General features: G+C 70.9%; 17 protein-coding genes and 1 pseudogene. 2 read left to right on the top strand and 16 right to left on the bottom strand.

Annotated features, from left to right (window positions below; translation table 11 throughout):
• Positions 1-75: 75 nt before the first annotated feature.
• From CGL27_RS52340 to CGL27_RS29740, 13 genes and pseudogenes are all read right to left on the bottom strand, one after another.
• Positions 76-759, bottom strand: a pseudogene (locus tag CGL27_RS52340) (site-specific integrase); the annotation flags it as partial.
• Positions 760-1,100: 341 nt separating this feature from the next.
• Positions 1,101-2,063 (bottom strand): hypothetical protein, encoded by a 963-nt coding sequence (locus CGL27_RS52335; RefSeq protein ID WP_240450684.1) that lies wholly within the window; start codon positions 2,061-2,063, stop codon positions 1,101-1,103.
• Complete coding sequence (locus tag CGL27_RS53610) at positions 2,053-2,619, bottom strand: site-specific integrase (RefSeq protein WP_346345748.1); 567 nt, start codon at positions 2,617-2,619, stop codon at positions 2,053-2,055. Before CGL27_RS53610 ends, CGL27_RS52335 begins: the two co-directional genes overlap by 11 nt.
• Entirely contained in the window at positions 2,616-3,272 is a 657-nt protein-coding gene (locus CGL27_RS53605) for a site-specific integrase (protein ID WP_346345747.1), read from the bottom strand. The genes CGL27_RS53610 and CGL27_RS53605 overlap by 4 nt, the downstream gene beginning before the upstream one ends.
• Before the next feature lie 57 nt (positions 3,273-3,329).
• Positions 3,330-3,797 (bottom strand): HTH domain-containing protein, encoded by a 468-nt coding sequence (locus tag CGL27_RS29780; RefSeq protein WP_240450683.1) that lies wholly within the window; start codon positions 3,795-3,797, stop codon positions 3,330-3,332.
• A 16-nt stretch (positions 3,798-3,813) separates the two neighbouring features.
• On the bottom strand, positions 3,814-4,746 hold the full coding sequence (locus tag CGL27_RS29775; RefSeq protein WP_119991172.1) for an alpha/beta hydrolase: 933 nt from the start codon (positions 4,744-4,746) through the stop codon (positions 3,814-3,816).
• A gap of 82 nt (positions 4,747-4,828) precedes the next feature.
• A complete protein-coding gene (locus CGL27_RS29770; protein WP_346345746.1) occupies positions 4,829-5,731 on the bottom strand; it encodes a cytochrome P450 in 903 nt (300 codons plus the stop codon).
• 9 nt (positions 5,732-5,740) lie between these two features.
• The gene (locus tag CGL27_RS53600; RefSeq protein ID WP_346345745.1) at positions 5,741-6,058 is read right to left on the bottom strand and encodes a hypothetical protein; all 318 of its coding nucleotides are present in this window, start codon (positions 6,056-6,058) and stop codon (positions 5,741-5,743) included.
• 70 nt (positions 6,059-6,128) lie between these two features.
• A complete protein-coding gene (locus CGL27_RS53595; protein WP_346345744.1) occupies positions 6,129-6,281 on the bottom strand; it encodes a hypothetical protein in 153 nt (50 codons plus the stop codon).
• 304 nt (positions 6,282-6,585) lie between these two features.
• Positions 6,586-7,197, bottom strand: a complete 612-nt coding sequence (locus tag CGL27_RS29755; protein ID WP_119991170.1) for an ATP/GTP-binding protein — start codon at positions 7,195-7,197, stop codon at positions 6,586-6,588.
• Complete coding sequence (locus CGL27_RS29750; protein WP_240451015.1) at positions 7,145-7,525, bottom strand: DUF742 domain-containing protein; 381 nt, start codon at positions 7,523-7,525, stop codon at positions 7,145-7,147. Before CGL27_RS29750 ends, CGL27_RS29755 begins: the two co-directional genes overlap by 53 nt.
• 209 nt (positions 7,526-7,734) lie before the next feature.
• Positions 7,735-8,205: a roadblock/LC7 domain-containing protein gene (locus CGL27_RS29745; RefSeq protein WP_078643202.1), complete on the bottom strand. Its 471-nt coding sequence runs from the start codon at positions 8,203-8,205 to the stop codon at positions 7,735-7,737.
• Positions 8,186-10,813 (bottom strand): ATP-binding protein, encoded by a 2,628-nt coding sequence (locus CGL27_RS29740; protein WP_119991166.1) that lies wholly within the window; start codon positions 10,811-10,813, stop codon positions 8,186-8,188. Before CGL27_RS29740 ends, CGL27_RS29745 begins: the two co-directional genes overlap by 20 nt.
• A gap of 493 nt (positions 10,814-11,306) precedes the next feature.
• On the opposite strand from CGL27_RS29740, the gene CGL27_RS29735 reads away from it, so the two are divergent.
• The gene (locus CGL27_RS29735; protein ID WP_119991164.1) at positions 11,307-12,446 is read left to right on the top strand and encodes a substrate-binding domain-containing protein; all 1,140 of its coding nucleotides are present in this window, start codon (positions 11,307-11,309) and stop codon (positions 12,444-12,446) included.
• Between the two features lie 139 nt (positions 12,447-12,585).
• Here CGL27_RS29735 and CGL27_RS29730 read toward each other — a convergent pair whose 3' ends face one another.
• Positions 12,586-13,413 carry a calcium-binding protein gene (locus CGL27_RS29730; RefSeq protein ID WP_346345743.1) on the bottom strand — a complete coding sequence of 276 codons (828 nt, stop codon included), beginning with the start codon at positions 13,411-13,413 and terminating at the stop codon, positions 12,586-12,588.
• Positions 13,414-13,681: 268 nt separating this feature from the next.
• Positions 13,682-14,596: a LysR family transcriptional regulator gene (locus CGL27_RS29725; protein WP_119991160.1), complete on the bottom strand. Its 915-nt coding sequence runs from the start codon at positions 14,594-14,596 to the stop codon at positions 13,682-13,684.
• Positions 14,597-14,763: 167 nt separating this feature from the next.
• Here CGL27_RS29725 and CGL27_RS29720 point away from each other — a divergent pair, with 167 nt between their 5' ends.
• The gene (locus tag CGL27_RS29720; protein WP_119991159.1) at positions 14,764-15,516 is read left to right on the top strand and encodes an SDR family oxidoreductase; all 753 of its coding nucleotides are present in this window, start codon (positions 14,764-14,766) and stop codon (positions 15,514-15,516) included.
• Positions 15,517-15,596: 80 nt separating this feature from the next.
• On the opposite strand, the gene CGL27_RS29715 is transcribed toward CGL27_RS29720, so the two are convergent.
• Entirely contained in the window at positions 15,597-16,607 is a 1,011-nt protein-coding gene (locus tag CGL27_RS29715; protein WP_119991157.1) for an MBL fold metallo-hydrolase, read from the bottom strand.
• Positions 16,608-16,650: the final 43 nt, after the last annotated feature.

Here is a 16,650-nt window from a genome sequence, read left to right as displayed (position 1 = left end):
CCGCACGATGTCGTCGTCGAAGACCGCGACGTAGCCGCGAGTGGTCTGGATGTTCAGGTGGCCGAGCAGGGCGGCACCGATGTGGATGGGCAGCCCGGAGTTGACCAGGTCGGTGGCGAAGATCCTGCGGAAGTCGTGGGCGGAGAACGCCGTCCCGACGAACTCGGGGTGGGTCTTGGCCAGCTCGGTGCAGCACTTGCGCAGGCGGCGCCAGATGGTGGTGTTGCTCATCGCCTGGCGTTCCAGGCCGGTCTGGGTCTGGAACAGGTAGGGCAGGGACGGGCACCACACCTTCTCGTGGACGTCGTACCGGGTCGCGATCGGCACCGTTCCGTAGGTGCCGCGGTGCCGGCGGATGACCTGAGCGATGACGTGGAACAGCTCGGCGGACATCGGGATCACCCGCTCGCGGTCCGTCTTGGAGGGAGTGACGACCAGGAGCGCGACGACCTCGCCGTTGGGACGCTGGTAGTTGCGGACGCTCAGGTGGGTCAGCTCGGTCAGCTCCTCGATCCGCAGGCCAGCGTGCCGGAGCACCTCGACGACGGCCCAGTCCCAGAAGGCCGCGGTCTCGTCCCGGGAGACGGCGACCAGCTCGCCGGTGTCCCGGTTGACCGCCCGGACGGGGAAGGACTTCTCCGTCTTGGCCCGCTTCAGGTCGTACTCGCTGGCGCTGCGCTGCCACTGTGCGCCGGCGGCGGTGAACCGCTCACCGGGTTCGACGGCCTGGGCGGCGGCGAGGATCTCGCGCAGCCGCATCCACCGGTTGGTGACGTGGTCGACCAGCAGCGGCAGCAGGGGCTGGCGGCCGCGGGTGCGTTCGGCCATCCGTGCGTGGATCTCGCGACGGCGGACGTTGAACCAGCGCAGTTCGGCGTCCCGGACGGGGCAGGGCACCGACCACGCCGCCCAGCGCTCGGGTTCGGCGACCGCCCAGCTCTGCAAGTCCAGGTAGAAGGTGCGGACCTTGAGCAGCACGCCGTCCATGTCAAGGCGGGGCCGCCCGCCGGGCAGGACGGAGATGGTCTCCTTCCACTGCTGGTAGGTCTCCTCGCTCAGCCGCAGGTCGGCCTGGTCGGGGTTGACCTTCTCGACGTTGCTCAGAACGTGCCGGGCAGGACCCGGGCCAGCTGCCGCAGCGAGGAGTGGTCCAGGTCGGCGGCGCGGCGGCGAAGGTAGTCCACCAGCAGGTTGCGCACGTTGGTGTTGCGCAGCTGCTGCCGGTCGACGAGTTCTTCGACGCTCTTCTGCCCGCCGACGAGGGCGGCCCGCAGCACGTGCGGCGCCGACGGCGGGAAGTGGCCCGACTCGTAGAGGATGTGCCAGGCCGCGATCGCCGCGTAGTTGTACTCCTGGCCGCGCTTGGTGGCCCCGCGGGTGAGCTGCTTGCGCCGCGACTCCAGCGAGTAGTGCAGCAGCACCTCCGGCGTCAGGTCGGCCAGGGAGATCCCGAACACGGTCAGGGCGCAGGCGACGTCGAACAGCGCGGTGCGCCGGGCCGCCGGGGTCGCATCGGAGGCTTCGACCGCGGTGTGGAACTTGTCCAGCAGCGGGTCCTTGGCCACCAGGCGGAAGTCGAGCGCGTAGTTCGGATAGGTGTGACCGCGGAAGGCGTCCAGGCTCGGACGGATCACCCGCAGGCAGAACAATTGCCGGGTGCCCGAGATGAACAGCTTCCGCAGCTTCTTGTCCTCGCCGCCCAGGTCGCCGGGATTCGTGCCGTACTCGTCCAGCCCGGCCGCCACCCATCGCTGCTGCCAGGTCGTGCCGGGGAACCGCTGGAGGTGTTCGAGGATCGTCACCGTGCTGAGGCGGCGCAGCCGGCGCCGCTCAAGGCCCTCGTCGTCCCAGGCCGTCACTACAGCGTCGGCCACCTTGGTCAGCGAGGCCCGGGAGAGGTCACCGGCCGGCCGGGGCGGGTTCTCCGGCGCGGGCGGCGGCGCGGGCTGGATGACCTTGGTGTTCACCCGGTCCGCCGGCGCCTCCCGCAGGGGGTTGCGCTGGATGCGTCCGGTCGTCGGGCCCATCGCCCGTGCGTTGTAGCCAGCGGTACTACCGGGCACCGAACACCGCCTCGACGTCGGCCGGATCGTAGGTCTGCGACCAGCGGATTTCCTGGCGGGGACGCTGGTAGTGCTCGGCGAGCTTGTCCATCAGGTCCTCCAGGCCGACCGCGGTGTAGCGGGCGGTGGTGCTGAGATGCGCGTGCCGCAGGATCGTCTGCACCTCCACCAGCGTCAGCGAGGGATCGCGCGCCATCCGTGTGGCCGCCGTGTGCCGGGTGTCGTGCAGCGTGTAGTTCGTGCCGAGCACGGCGTTCGCCCGCTGGAGCACGCGGCGCATCGCCCAGTAGGTCAGCTGTCGGGGATCACCCCGGCGGGTCCGCCAGAGCGGCCCGCCCGGCTCGGGCAGCCCGGCCTGGTCCAGGTAGGCAGCCGTGTAGGCGAACGCCTGCGGGGACGCGGGCACCGGGTCCCGCTGGCCGGTGCCCTTGGTGATCACCCACAAGCGGCCGGCCGACCAGTCCACGTCCTCCAAGCGCACCCCGAGAAGTTCGCTGGCGCGGGCGCCGGAGCTGACGTAGCAGGCCAGCAGGGCACGGTCCCGATCGCATTTCATCTGCGCGAACAGCTCGTCCCACAGCCGATCGGGAATCGCCGGGGCTGGCGCTCCCGCACCTTCGGCCGCAGCCGGGCCCGCCTGGTAGGGGCCGGCGTCTCCAGCGGGGAGCGGTGAGCCAGCCGGGCCCGGCGGTCCCGGCTCTCTGGCACCGGGTTGACCACCGGCCCCCGGCCGTAGTGCTGGTGGAAGGCGTAGAAGCCGTGCACCACGGTCAACGCGTGCGCGATCGTCCGCGGCGCGTACCCATCCAGCAGCGTGGCCTTGCCCGTCTTCGGATTGACCACGCCCGCGGGCATCGAGTCCGGCCGCGAGCGGCGCCGCTGCGGATTCGGTGCCGTCCGCAGCCAGCCAACCATCGCGGTCGTCTCCGCCTCGGTCGCCTGTTCCCAGCCGACGTCCACCGCCCACAGCACCCGGAACCAGCGCAGCAGGTCGTACCCGTAGCTGCGGCACGTCAGCGCGCTCGCGTCACCGAGCGCCAGATCCCGCAGGTAACGGCTCACCGGCTCGATCTCCCGGCCGGCCGCATCGACCACGAACCACGGCAGCGAAGGTCTCTCCCCCTTCACCACCACACCGACCGACGGCAACCGGCCGCAGCCATCCATCAGATCCCGATGTACGGAGGACATTCCATGAAACGAGGACATGCCGAGATCCTCGGCACCCATCAGCCGGAACACCAGCGGATCACCAGCTTGGTGCAGTTAACAGACCAGTCGCAGCGCCAGGTTGTTGGTGAGGGCCTGTTCCACCGCGGTGCGGACCTCGGAGTCGGATCGCGTCGGCAGCGTGACGATGCGTGCGGCGAGCGTCCGGGCCGCCGTCGAGGCGGGGCCGGTCATCGAGGCCGCGATCTTCTGGGCCGCGGTGCGGGCCGCGCTGGCGTAGGGGGTGGCGGCGTCGGCCGTGGCGAGCGCGGCGGTCAGTGCCGAGGCTTCATCGGTGGTGAAGTGGATCGGGGGCAGGGTCATCTCCGGGGCGATCGACCAGCCCCCGCCCCGTCCGGGTGCGGTGCGCACCGGGACACCCGTCTGCATCAGAGCCTGAAGGTCGCGCTGCACCGTGCGGGTGCTGATCTCGAATCGCGCGGCGAGCGCCGCGACCGTCAGCGGTCGCGGCGCGGCCGCGCGCAACTCCTCCACCAGCGCGTAGAGCCGGGCCGTGCGGTTCATGAGGCCGACGCTACCGTCACGCGGTGGCCAGGAAGTCCCGCTCGCGCCGCTGTTCCCGCTCGGTGACGGTCAGCGGGAAGAGGGTGAAGCCGTGCATCGCGCCGGCGACGACGCCGAGTTGCACGGGCGCGCCTGCCGCCTGCCAGCGCCCGGCCAGGAACAGGGAGTCGTCCAGCAGCGGATCCTCGGTGCCGACGACGATGCGGGCGGGCGGCAAACCGGCCAGGTTCGCGAACAGGGGTGAGAGCTCGGGGTCGCGGCGCTGCTCCGCGTCCATCCCCGGAGTGAAGAGCTCGTAGATGCCGCGAAGTGAATCGGTGTTGATCAGCAGCGGTCTGGGGCCGAATGACCGCTGGCTCGGTGTCATCGACAGGTCGTAAAGGCCGAAGAGCAGGTGGGCCGCCCGGAACGCGCCGGTGATGCCGTGCCGGTCGCGTAGGCGTAGCAGCGTCATGACACTCAGGTGGGCACCGGCCGATTCGCCACCGATCAGCAGCCGTTCGGTGCCGAACTCGGTCGCGGCGTGTTCCACCAGCCACCGGGCGGCCGCTTCGCAGTCGTCGGGCCCGGCGGGGAACGGGTGTTCCGGCGCCAGGCGGTACTCCACGCTCACCACGGCTAGCCGTGCCTGCACGGCAAGCCGCCAGAGCCGTTCATCCTGTCCGTCCGACGAGCCGAATGCCCAGCCGCCTCCGTGGATGTGCAGGTACACGCCATCGACGCGGTCCGGTACGAACGTCCGGAGCTTCACCCCGCCCTCGACGACGCGGTCTTGGGCGTGCGGCAGTCTCACCGGCGGGGTGTCGCCGCCGAGCCGGTTGCGCCGCAGGAGCGCCAGCGTGGCCGCGCTCGGGGCCGGTCCACGGGCCGGACGGTTCGCCGCGGCAGCCTCGAACTGCTCGTTGAAGGCAAGGGTCTCGGCGAGGCAGTCCTCATCTGTGATCGTCATGCGCAGACAGTCGCAGCCGCCCGCGACATCCCCCTGTCACCCTTTCTTTGTGAGCTGCGTCACGACCCTGGCGCGCTGCTCGCTACCACACCACGGGGACCTGCTCGAAGCTGTCCGTGAGGACTCCCTCGCGGCGCGCCAGTTCGGATGACGGGACCGCCAGATCGAGACCGGGCAGGCGCTCCAGCAGGGTTTCCAGGGCGACTTGGAGTTCGGTACGGGCCAGGGCCTGGCCGATGCAGGAGTGGGCGCCGGCGCCGAAGGCGAGGTGGCGGTTGGGGGAACGGGTCAGGTCCAGTTGGTCCGGGTCGGCGAACATCCGCTCGTCGCGGTTGGCGGAGGCGACGACCGACAGGGTAGTACTGCCCTTCGGGATCACCTCGCCGCCCAGTTCCAGGTCCTCGGTGAGGTAACGCGGCATGCCCGGGCCCCGGTTGACGTCGAAGCGCAGCAGTTCCTCGACGGCCGAGCGGATCAGCGAGCGGTCGTCCAGCAGGCGCTGCCAGCGGGAACGGTCGTCGAGCAGGACCGGGAACAGCTTCCCGAGCACGCTGGACGTCGTCTCGTGCCCGGCGTGCATCAGCCCCTGCATGATCTGAACGAAGACCGCCTCGGGCAGCCGGCGGTCGGCGGCGTCGGTGATCTCGATCAGCTTGCTGAGCAGGTCGTCACCCGGTTCGCGCCGCTTCCGGGCGATGTGCTCGCGTAGATACGTCAGGAGTTCCTCGCGGGCGGTGCGGGTCTCCCGCTCGCCGTAACGGTCCCGGCCGAACAGGGCGCCGGACCAGTACGCGAAGCGGTCCCAGTCCTGCTCCGGGACGCCCAGCAGGGCGCCGACGACCCGCGCCGGAAACGGATAGGCGAAACCCGCCCAGAGGTCCGCGGGCTTCGGCCCGGCCGCCATGGTGTCCACCAGGGCATGCGCGATGGCGACGATCCGGGGGCGGAGCGCGGTGACCCGCTTGGCGGTGAGCGTCTGCCCCACCAACCGCCGCTAGCGCTGGTGCCGTTCGCCTGTACCGGTTCCGTCCGGGCCCGCCTCGCTCACATCCCGTGGGAAGCGCGGATCGGAGAGCATCGTGTGCACATCCGCGTACCGCGTCAGCACTCGCACCGGCTCCCCGCTCGACCGCAGCGTCAGCTCCGGCACCGGGCAGCCCTCCGCCCGCAGCGCCGCCCACTCCTTCGGGGGCTCCAGGGGGTGCTCCGATACGAACGGGAAGTCGCCCAGGGGGCAGCGTGCTTCCGCTCCGCCTTCCGCTGTCGGGCCGCCCTCCGCTTTCGTCTCGCCTGCCACTTCCGCTTCGGCCATGGAGCGCCTCCAGAGACGTACGACGTGCGGCGAACAGTTACTCACCCCTCATGGGAGAAGTCAAAGCGGGTCACGGGCGGCGCGCCGCCCATAGCGTGCGCTCGGCGCGGACGGTGAGGTCCGCGCGCCGTACGACGCCGTCGGGGCCGTCGCTGTCGACGAGGTGGTCGAGCGTGGCCAGGTCGTCGGAGCTGAGCTTTCCGGCGATGCGGGAGCGCCGCATTCGAAGGGAAGCCTGGGCGTAGCGGGCGGTGGGCTCCGGCAAAATCCGCGGTCGGGGTCGGTCAGGTGGTGGAGGGACGCCGACGCCCACACCAGGTTCACGGCGCCGAAGTCCGGCCATGCGGCGTCCAGATCCGCCGGGACGGTGCGCACCCGGTCCTCCACTCCGCGGGGCACACGAAGGACCGGCGGAGATCCTGGGCATCCTGGACCAGGATGGGCGTCGCACCCATCTGCGACCACGGCCGAACGGGGGCGAGGAGAGGTCGGCCGAGGACGCTGAGGGCTGAACGGTCCGGCTGCCCTCAGGCCGGGTTGGCGGCTTGGGCGCGGGAGAGGGCCACGTCGAGGACGACCAGGAGGGCGTCGCGGACCGAGCGCGTCTCGCGGGCGTCGAAGACGATCAGGGGGACGTGCTCGGAGATGTCCAGGGCCCAGCGGACCTCGTCCATATCGTGCTGGACCTCGCCGTCGAAGGCGTTGATGGCGACGGCGAACGGGACGTCCTTGTGCTCGAAGTAGTCCACCGCCGCGTAACAGTCGTCCAGGCGGCGGGTGTCCACGATCACCAGACCGCCGAGGGCGCCCTCGACCACGTCGTCCCACATGAAACCGAAACGTTCCTGGCCCGGCGTGCCGAACAGGTAGAGCTTCAGCTTCGGGTCGATGGTGATGACGCCGAAGTCCAGGGCGACCGTGGTGGTGGTCTTGCCGGGGGTGTGCGTGAGGTCGTCCACGCCCGCCGCGACCTCCGTGATCAGCGCCTCCGTGGTCAGCGGCCGGATCTCGGAGATCGCCCCCACGGCCGTGGTCTTGCCGACCCCGAAGCCACCGGCGATGACCAGCTTGACCGGCAGTGGCGGTTCAACTGCTGTCGCGGAGTGAGCCCCGTGAGTCGGGGACGGCACGGAGACCATCGATAACCCTTCGCAGTACGGAGATGTCGTGGACGGTCCCGGCATTCGGGACGTGGACCGCCAGATGTCCTGCGGCGCGCAGGTCCTCCGCGAGGACCCGGACCACGTTGAGATGCAGATGCAGCCGGGCGGCCAGCTCCGCCACCGACTGGGGCCGCCGGCAGGCGGCGACGATGTCGCGGCGTTCGAAGGTGAGCGACCGCAGGGCGGACAGCCCGTCCGGCGTCGCCACGATCTGGGTCTCGACGGGGAGCGGCGGCCCGGTGCCGCTCCCGGCCACCCGACCGGCGGTCAGCAGGAACGGCCGGATCGCGGAGGCTCGGCCAATGGGCTCGGCCGGGCCTACGGACTCGGTCGGCTCGACGGGTTCCGTCGGTTCGACAGGTTCCGTCGGCTCCTCGGACTCCGTCGGCTCCGGGGCGTCCCGTGCGCTGTCCTCCGCCTCGTGGGCTGCCGCCTCATGCGCGGCCGCGTCGTGCGGTACCGGTTCACCGGCGACCATCTCGCCCCCTCCTCCTCCGTGCGCCGCGCGATCCGTCAGCCGACGGACCCGGCGCTCTTCTTCAGCTCCATGACGAGCTGCGGGGTGAGCGCGGCCCCGGCCCGGTTGGCGAAGAGGGTCATCTCGTACGCGATGTTCCCCAGCTTCGCCTCCTTCGTGGTCACCACGCCCAGCACGGCACCGCAGCCGATGGACGACACCAGCACATGGCCGCCCTCCAGATCGATGATGACCTTGTTGAGGTCGCCGAGGCCGTAGTTGCCGGAGGCACCGGCGGCGAGGCTGGTGACACCGGAGACGATCGCGGCGAGCCGCTCGGAGTCGGCCTGTTCCCGCAGTTGGGATACGGCGATCAGCAGGCCGTCGGAGGACACCGCGATGGCGTCGACGACACCGGCGGTCTCGGTTGCGAACCGGTCGAGCAGCCAGGTGAAGTCGGCCGCGGCGGCTCGCAGATCGGTGGTCTCCCGCTCAGCGGAACCGCTCTTATCTGTCGGCGTGGTCACTTCCCGACTCCTTCCGGGGGCGCTGATGTGTCGATGGTGTGGCTTCGGCCTGGGAGCCGGCGGCGGCGCTGTCCTGCTCCGCCCTGCGTACGGCGGCCTCGAACTCGTCGAGTTCGGAACGGACCGCGTCGGCGTCGGCGGGCCGGCGCGCGGCCGGGATCGCCCGGTCGGCCGGTGGGGTGGTCTTGTCGAGCGTCGCGCCCCGGACGCGGCGGCGCAGCGGGCGGGACGCGGGGGCGGGGGCGGAAGCGGAGGCGGAGGCGGCCGGAGTGGCGTTCGGCTCGTCCGCGGCGGACCGCTCCTTCCCGGTGGACGGCTCCTTCCCGGTGGACGGCTCGTTCGCGGCATTCGGCTCGTTCGGCTCGTTCACCGCCTTCGTTGTCTCCTGCGCGGGGCGAGCCGACTCCGCGTTCGTACGGGACGCCGCCGGGACGCGCCGTGGCAGACCGGACTCCGTCGCGGGCGCCGCCGGGCGCCGCTCGGGCGCAGGCGTGGCGGAGGCCCGTACGGCCGGAGGCGTGGCGGCCGGCGCGGCTTCGGGCTCCCGCCCGGCCCCCGCCGACCCCGACCCCGGCCCAGGTGCCGACCCCGTAACCAACTCCGGCCCCCGCGCCACCAGCAGCGCGGACGGAACCCAGACGCTGCCGGTGACCCCGCCGCCCGGCGTACGGCTCAGGGTGACCCGGATGCCCCAGCGGCGGGCCAGGCTGCCGACCACGAAGAGGCCGAGCACCTTGGTCGGTACGAGGTCGAGCCGCTCGCGGCGCACCAGGCGGGCGTTCTCCTCGTCGAGGCGGTCCGCGGCCATGCCGAGGCCGTGGTCGATGACCTCGATCAGCGCCCCGCCGTCCGCGCTGACGTCGGTGCCGGGCCGGACGACGACCTCGACGGAGGTGTCGGACGGGGAGAACGCGACCGCGTTCTCCAGCAGTTCGGCGAGCATCAGCGTGAGGTCGCCGCTGATGTCGGGTGCGACGGTGACCTCGGTCTCGGACCGCAGGGACACCCGCTGGTACCCCTCGATCTGGCCGAGCGCCGCCCGGATGACATCGGCCAGGGTGGTCGGCCGGGCGTCGAGTTCGGTCTCCCGGATTCCGGCGAGCAGCATCAGGCTGTCGGCGTTGCGCTGGAGGCGTACGGCGATGTGGTCGATGCGGTAGAGCCGCTCCAGGATGTCGGGGGCGGTCTCCTGGCGTTCGACGGCGTCGATCAGGCTGAGCTGGCGGGTGGTGAGGTTGCTGACCCGGCGGCCGACGTTGCCGAACATCTCGCCGACGTTGCGGCGGCTGAGCACCTGCCGCTCCAGCAGCGCCGCGGCGGTGACCTGCACCTGGTTGAACGCCTCGGCCAGGTCGCCGATCTCGTCGCGCACCGGGACGGGGATCGGGCGGGGCCGCAGCGGGGTGCTGTCGGTCGCGTCGTCGTCCTCGTCCTCGACCTTGGCGAGTTCCTCGCCCGCCACCTCGACCACCTGGTGGGCGGCGCCGGTGAGGGCCGCGAGGGGGCGTACGACGGAGCGCCGGACCAGGAAGGAGAAGGTCAGCCAGGCGGCGAAGCCGAGGAGGGCGAGGGCGAGCAGCGCCAGCGCCTTGTACAGGGCGTCCCGGGAGAGGCCGGCGGCGCGGTCGGCGATCTGACCGATCAGCGAGCGGGCGATCTCGAGGCGGGCCTCGGCCTGCCGCGTGCCCGCGGCCATCTCGGTGCGCAACTGCCGCGGCGACTGGCCCTGCAGGGAGCTGGGGTCGATCTGGAGCTCCGCGAACCGGTCCTCGATGCCGTTCGCCTCGGAGTTCCGCTCGATGCCGTCGAGGCGCAGGACCTGGTCGGGGTCGGCGATTCTGGAGAAACGTTCCGACTGCTCCTCGTAGACCCGGTGGGCGCCGACCGCGCGGGTGTACTCGGTGAGGCCGTTGGCGTCCCGGGTCTGGGCGGAGAACACCCCGCCCTCGAAGGCCGCGTGGGCGGCGTCGGCCCGCAGCACGGCGTCGACCAGCTCGATGACGGAGGAAGAGGAGCTGTCGGAGAAGTGGTCGAGTCCGGTGCCGTCGATGAGATAGCCGACGGCGGCGGCGTACGCGGGGTCGATACCGGCGGCGGGCACCGAGCCCCGTTCGACCTTGTCCCGCAGCACGCTCAGGCGCTCCACGTGGTCGAGGGCCTGCGCCTCGTCCTTCGGCAGGTCCGCTCCGAACGCGGACCGCACGGTGGCGGCCTGCTCATCGGTGGCCCGCTGCGCCCGGCGGTAGGCGGCGGTCGAGGGGAGAGTGTCGCCGGAGTGGAGCGACTCCTGTTCGACGGAGAGCAGGAGCGCCTCGCGGTGCTCGGCCTGTATCTCGTTGATCAGCCGGGCGACCTGGCCGGTGTCGCGCACCCGCTCGGCGATCCGGTCGGCGTCGCGGGCCTGCTGCACCTCGCCGTTCACGGCGAGGCCGAGGAGCACGCCGACGACCGCCAGGGGCACGATCACCAGGACGTTGAGCTTCCGCCGGAACGGCCAGCGGTCCAGGAGCGCACCGGGGGCTTCCGTCCTGCGACGGGACCGCGGACGCTGTGGCGCGTGCCCGGACGGCTCCTGTTCGAGTGGCGGGTCCGCCGTGTCCACAGACACCCAGGTCCTCCTTCGATGTGCTCCTGAGCGGTGACCGAGGTGTTGTGGCCGCCATGGCCGACACCGGGGAGCGGGACGTCGGCGACGGCGTTTCCGGCCGGAATGCGATCGACGGGATTGCGCCACATTCCTGACCGGGCGTGAACACTACCGCCTGCGTGCACACGCGCAAGGCATGCCCTCTCAAGGACTACGTAAATTCCACGGATTGCTGAGTTCAGGTCATCTCCGCATCGCCCCGCACCCCGCCGGACGCCCCACCGGAGTCCGGAAGGTGTCCGCGCGGTGCCCATAGAGTGGCGGCCGAGGGCGCCGCACGACCTGGCTTGTTCACGACTGTGCTCGAGGGTGGCCACAGGTGCCGAAGGGGGCTGCCCCGCGCGGCGCCGCCACCCGTAACCTGTCTCCTCCCAGTCCTCGGCCCACCCCCGGCCAACCCCCGGCCAACCCCCGGCCGTACTCTCCGTACCCTCCGTGCCCTGCGAGGAGACCCGTGCACCCCACCCGCAAGGCGGCCCTGACGGCCATCGCGCTGCTGGCCGTGGCCACCGCCGGCTGCGAGCCCGGCGCCGCCTCCACCTCGTCCCACCGGAGCTCCGCCGAGCCCGGCTGCCCGACCGCCCTCACCAGAGCCAAACAAGCCGTCAAGAAGGCGGAGGCCGCCGACGCCCCATGGAAGGGCCCCACCACCGGGCCCGAGGCGGCCGGTCACGGCAAGAGCGTCGTCTTCATCGCCCATGACCTCTCCAACCCCGGTGCCGCCGGAGTCGCCCAGGGCGTCCAGGAAGCCGCCACCCTCCTGCGGTGGAGCGCCCGCACCCTCAACGGGCAGGGCACGCCCGCCGGTTACCGCTCCGCCTTCAAGAAGGCTCTGGCGCTGAAGCCGGACGGCATCGCCATCGCCGGTTTCGACACCGGCAGCGTCGCCGACGAGATCAAGCAGGCCAAGGCGGCGGGCATTCCGGTGGTCGGCTGGCACGCCGCCCCGACCCCCGGCCCCGACGGGGACCCCGAGCTGTTCAGCAACGTGACCACCCGGGTCGAGGACGTCGCGAAGATCAGCGCCGACTGGATCATCGCCCGCTCGGGCGGCCGTGCGGGGGTGGTGCTCTTCACCGACGCCACGGTCCCCTTCGCCAAGCACAAGTCGGACCTGATCAAGAAGGAGCTGGCCACCTGCTCCGACGTCAAGCTGCTGAGCTACCAGAACATGCCGATACCCGAGGTCAACAAGCGCGCCATCGGGGAAGTCCGCTCCCTGCTCTCCCGCTACGGGGACAAGTGGACCTACTCGGCCGCCATCAACGACCTGTACTTCCGCCACACCGCCGCCGCCCTGCGCGCCGCGGGCAAGGACGGGGCGGGCGCCCCGTTCAACATCGGCGCGGGGGACGGCGATCCGTCGGCCTTCCAGCGCGTCAACGGCGAGCGGTTCCAGGCCGCCACGGTGCCCGAGCCCCTCACCGAACAGGGCTGGCAGATCGTCGACGAGTTCAACCGGGCCTTCGCGGACAAGCCCGCCAGCGGATACGTCCCCCCGGTGCACATCACCACCGCCGCCAACAGCGGCGGGGCGCTGTCCTGGGACTCCGAGGGCTATCGGCAGGCCTACCGCAAGATCTGGGGCAAGTAGGCGGCGCGGCCGGGCGGCAAACGCGACGGCAGGGCCTCCGGTGGCTCGGTGCGGGTGTGCGCGGTAGCCCGCGGTGCGGGTGCGCGGCCCCGAGCCGCTCGGGAGGCCCTGCCGTCAGATGGACCTGGTCCTGGTGGACCTAGTCCTGGTGAACCTCGTTGCTGCCCGGGCCACCGGAGAGGGTGTCGTTGCCCTTGCCGCCCCACAGCACGTCGTTGCCGCTGTTGCCGTAGATCGTGTCGTCGCCGTCCTCGCCGTACAGCGTGTCGTCGTCCTGGTCGCCGTAGATGGCGTCGGCGCCCTTGCCGCCACGCAGGATGTCCTTGCCGGTGCCGCCGCGCAGGACGTTGTCCTCGGAGCCGCCGGTGATGGTGTCGTTGCCGGCGTCACCGTGGCATTCCTGCACGCAGTTGGTGATGGTGTCGTCGCCGTCGCCGCCGTAGGCGCCGAAGCCCATGACACCGCCGCCGCCGTCGATCTGGTCGTCGCCGGCGTCGCCGTAGAACATCGGCGACGCGTTGCCCTTGAGGACGTCGTTGCCGGCACCACCGTGAATTCCGGCGTAGGCCGAGCTGTCGGCGTCGAGCTTGATGGTGTCGTCGCCGTCACCGAGGTCGACGTCGTAGTCATCCGAGTCGTCGGAGTTCTGCGGGATTTCGACCGCGCACTGGGCGACGGTGTGGTCGCTCGCGGTCGGGTAGGTGCACTCGTCCCAGTCCGCCGCTTCCGCGCCGATGGTGATGTCACCGTTGTCGCGGAAGGTGAGGACGTAATAGTCCTCGAATTCCCCACGGCTGACGATCTGCTCGGAGACCGACAGGTTGTTCCGCTGTCCCGCGGCGGCCTTGTACCAGAGCTCACCGTCCTCGTGGACGAGGGAGCCCGAGGTCGTCGCGGCCGCCTGGGCGGCGGGCGCCGCGAGAGCGGCTCCCCCCAGGGCGAGAGCGAGGGTGGCCGTAGCGGCCATGGTCCGGTACCTGCGCATAGGGGTGTGGCCCTTCATGCAATCAGTGCCGATCAAACCGGCGGAGAAAGTGCCGATGCGGTCACCGGGCGCCGGTGATCGGCGATTTGGGGTTTCCGATCGCCCTGGTAGACCGAGATTGACGGCAAGCGGTTGCACCGGGAATCCCCTAGTTTCCCGCAATCGCAGGTCATCCCCTTTTTCAAGGGTAGTTGCGCTATGAATAGTTCCATTGCGGCAACCGCCTATTTCGAGTTGATTAACTCCCTGTTCACCGAGTGGCCGTTGAGCCGGCCGAGGGCGGACCGGTGAGGTGGACCCGGGCGCACTTACGGAAGGCCGCCACGAGGCGGCTGTTGTCGTCGGCGCGGGTGGCCAGCACTACATGACTCGGCTCGACCCCGTACAGCGGGACGGTGACGAGATCGGGGCGGAGGCCCTGGCTATAAGCGCCGGGTGCGATGGTCACGGCCTGCCCGGAGGCGATGAGTTCGAGTTTGTCCTCCACACCCTCGGCGAGGGGGCCGTCGGGTGCGCGGCTGCCGTCGGGGCGGGGGTCGATCCGCCAGAAGGCGTTCCAGACCGGATCCGTCGCCCGGATCAGGGGTTCGTCGGCGATGTCTGCGACGGTGACCGACTCCTTCCCGGCCAAGGGGTGGTCGACGGGCACCACCAGCACCCGGGGTTCGTCGTAGAGGACCGTCACCCGCAGATCACCGGTCGGGAACGGCAGCCGGGTCACCGCCGCGTCCACCCGGTGGTCGAGCAGGGCGGTCCGTGCGTCGTTCCAGGTCAGGTGCAGGGTCTGGACGTCGGCGTCCGGGTTCCGGTGGCGCAGCTCGCGCACCGCCGGGGTGACGATGGTGTTCATGATGTAGCCGATGGTGATCCGGCTCGGCTCGGCGGCGGCCCGGGTGTGGGCCGCGGCCTGGGCGGCGGATCGCAGCAGCGCCTTGGCGCGGGACAGGAAGACCTCCCCGGCCTCGGTGAGCTTGCTGCCCTGCGGGGTGCGGTCGATCAGCCTGGCCCCCAGCTGTCGTTCGAGCTGGCGGATCTGCCGGCTCAGGGACGGCTGGGTGATGTGGAGGGCCTCGGCGGCGCGGCGGAAGTGCCGGTACTCGGCGACGACGGTGAAATACCGCACCAGCCGAAGATCGAGATCCACCGGAGGCGGCGTGTCTGCCATGCCCTCACGCTAGCCGCGCCGACTCGTCGGCCGCCACTGGGTAGCCACCTTGAGCTGTGGTGATGCCTGACTCGTATCTCCACATGCGCAACAGGCCTTGGACGCGGGTCCAGGGCCGTTCCTAGCGTGGCGCCGCCCCCTTTTTCTGTACCAGCGAGGAGAGACGCATGTCCGCACCCGTAGCCCTGATCACCGGTGGCACCAGTGGAATCGGCAAGGCCACCGCCGAATTGCTCCATCGTCGCGGATACCAGGTGATCGTCACCGGGCAGAACCCCGACACCATCGCCGCGGCCGAGAAGGAATTCCCCGAAGGCGTGGTCGTGGTGCGCGCCGACGCCCGCTCACTGGCCGAGACCGACCGCGTCGTCGAGGAAATCCGTGAGCGCTTCGGCGGACTCGATGTCGTATTTCTCAACGCCGCCATCGTCCGCAGTCTACCGATCGAAGCCGACGCATTCGACGAGGCCGCCTACGACGACCTTTTCAACGTCAATGTCAAAGGCCAGTTCTTCACCCTCCAAAAGGCCCTCCCCCTGCTCCATGACGGAGGTTCCATCATCTTCAATGTCGGGATCGGCGCCACCAGGGGAATTCCGGGCGGGGCCGCCGTAGCCGCCGCCACGAAGGGAGCCCTGCTTTCCATGGTGCCGTCCCTCGTCCTCGAACTGGCTCCCCGGCGCATTCGCGTCAACGCCGTCAGCCCCGGCCCGATCGACACCGGAATCTGGGCCAAACAAGGGATGCCGGCCGAAGTGCTGGAAGAGGTCGCCAAGGCCACGGTCGCCCAGGTCCCCCTCGGGAGGTTCGGGACGAGCGAAGAGGTCGCCGAAGTCGTGGCGTTCCTGGCCTCGGACGCGGCCGGCTTCATCACCGGGGAGAACCTCGTCGTGGGTGGGGGCGTCGGGATCAGGTCGTAGGGACGCGCCGCACAGGCCCGGTCGGGCGCGGCCGAGCGGGTCGTTCAGGGGGCCGAGCAGGTCGTTCAGGGCCGAGCGAGTCAGAAGCGGTAGGGCGTCGCGTACTCCGGCAGCAGGATGCGGGAGCCGGGGCCGGCCTCGCGGATCCGGGCGACGAAACCGTCCAGGTCGATCGTGGGATCGCGGTGGGCGCCCTCGTCCAGGGGGAGTTCGAAGTTGTCCCAGTGCACGGGGACCACGGTGGCGGGGTAGTCGAGCGCCTTCAGCAGGCGGGGGACGTAGCGGTGGGTGGCGGGGGTGCTGGGGGTGGCGATCATGGCCACGTCGGGGCGCAGACCGGCGGCGTCCCGTTCGCTGAAGTCGCTCGCTCCCATGAGGAAGGCCGAGAGCCCGTCGGGCAGCGTCACGTGGAAGGCGAGGGTGTCACCTTCCGGCAGGTCGGAGATGGTCTGGGGGCGGGGCGGGGGGCCGGTGAGGGTGCCGGGGGCGAAGTAGCTGTAGGTGTCGTTACGGCTGTGGCGGCTGGAGACCGCCTCGACCACCAGGCCGTCGAAGTCCAGCACCTCACCGCCCCTGACCACGGCGATCCGGGCCTTGTCGACGCCGAGGGCCCGGAGCAGGTGGTACGTGGTCTCGGTGCCGACGATCCGCGCGTCCGGGGCCGCCGCGGCGATGTAGGGGACGTCGTTGAGGTGGTCCCAGTGGCTGTGGCTGACCAGGATCAGCTCGGGGCGGCCCATATGGCGGTCGATCGTCGCGCCGTCCGTGGTCAGCGGCGTCTTCGGATTGAAGCTCTTCTTGAAAAGCCCGGTTTCGAAGCGGCTCAGATAGGGATCGAAGAGGATCGTCCGGCCGCCGCCGGTGTCGATGCGCCAGCCGCTCGTACCGAGCCATTGGAAGGTCGCGTCCGAGGTCTTCGCGTTGGAGGTCTTCGCATTCGAAGTCTTCGCGTCGGACGACTTGGAGGCGCTCGGTGCCGTCCCGGTGGCCGCCTGGGCGGCCGTCGGGAGGACGGCGGGTACGGCCGCGCCGGCCGCCGCTCCCCGGATCAGCAGACGGCGGTTGAAGCGCGATGCTCTGTTGGCGGTCATGGGCACAGCAGAGCAGCTCCCCCGACCCACCGTCCAAGATCGG

The organism is Streptomyces sp. 11-1-2, assembly GCF_003595545.1.
GTDB lineage: Bacteria > Actinomycetota > Actinomycetes > Streptomycetales > Streptomycetaceae > Streptomyces > Streptomyces hygroscopicus_B.
The sequence above is the reverse complement of the archived record's forward strand: the minus strand, read 5'-3'. Positions and strand labels throughout refer to the sequence as shown.

What these genes read in the sequence shown, in the direction of transcription:
- CGL27_RS29720 (WP_119991159.1), top strand. Translation starts at nt 14,764, where the DNA reads ATGTCCGCACCCGTAGCCCTGATCACCGGTGGCACCAGTGGAATCGGC.
- CGL27_RS29775 (WP_119991172.1), bottom strand. Translation starts at nt 4,746, where the DNA reads ATGACGATCACAGATGAGGACTGCCTCGCCGAGACCCTTGCCTTCAAC.
- CGL27_RS29725 (WP_119991160.1), bottom strand. Translation starts at nt 14,596, where the DNA reads ATGGCAGACACGCCGCCTCCGGTGGATCTCGATCTTCGGCTGGTGCGG.
- CGL27_RS53600 (WP_346345745.1), bottom strand. Translation starts at nt 6,058, where the DNA reads ATGGCCGAAGCGGAAGTGGCAGGCGAGACGAAAGCGGAGGGCGGCCCG.
- CGL27_RS29780 (WP_240450683.1), bottom strand. Translation starts at nt 3,797, where the DNA reads ATGAACCGCACGGCCCGGCTCTACGCGCTGGTGGAGGAGTTGCGCGCG.
- CGL27_RS29755 (WP_119991170.1), bottom strand. Translation starts at nt 7,197, where the DNA reads ATGGTCTCCGTGCCGTCCCCGACTCACGGGGCTCACTCCGCGACAGCA.
- CGL27_RS29715 (WP_119991157.1), bottom strand. Translation starts at nt 16,607, where the DNA reads ATGACCGCCAACAGAGCATCGCGCTTCAACCGCCGTCTGCTGATCCGG.
- CGL27_RS53595 (WP_346345744.1), bottom strand. Translation starts at nt 6,281, where the DNA reads ATGCGGCGCTCCCGCATCGCCGGAAAGCTCAGCTCCGACGACCTGGCC.
- CGL27_RS53605 (WP_346345747.1), bottom strand. Translation starts at nt 3,272, where the DNA reads ATGTCCTCGTTTCATGGAATGTCCTCCGTACATCGGGATCTGATGGAT.
- CGL27_RS29730 (WP_346345743.1), bottom strand. Translation starts at nt 13,413, where the DNA reads ATGGCCGCTACGGCCACCCTCGCTCTCGCCCTGGGGGGAGCCGCTCTC.
- CGL27_RS53610 (WP_346345748.1), bottom strand. Translation starts at nt 2,619, where the DNA reads ATGAAATGCGATCGGGACCGTGCCCTGCTGGCCTGCTACGTCAGCTCC.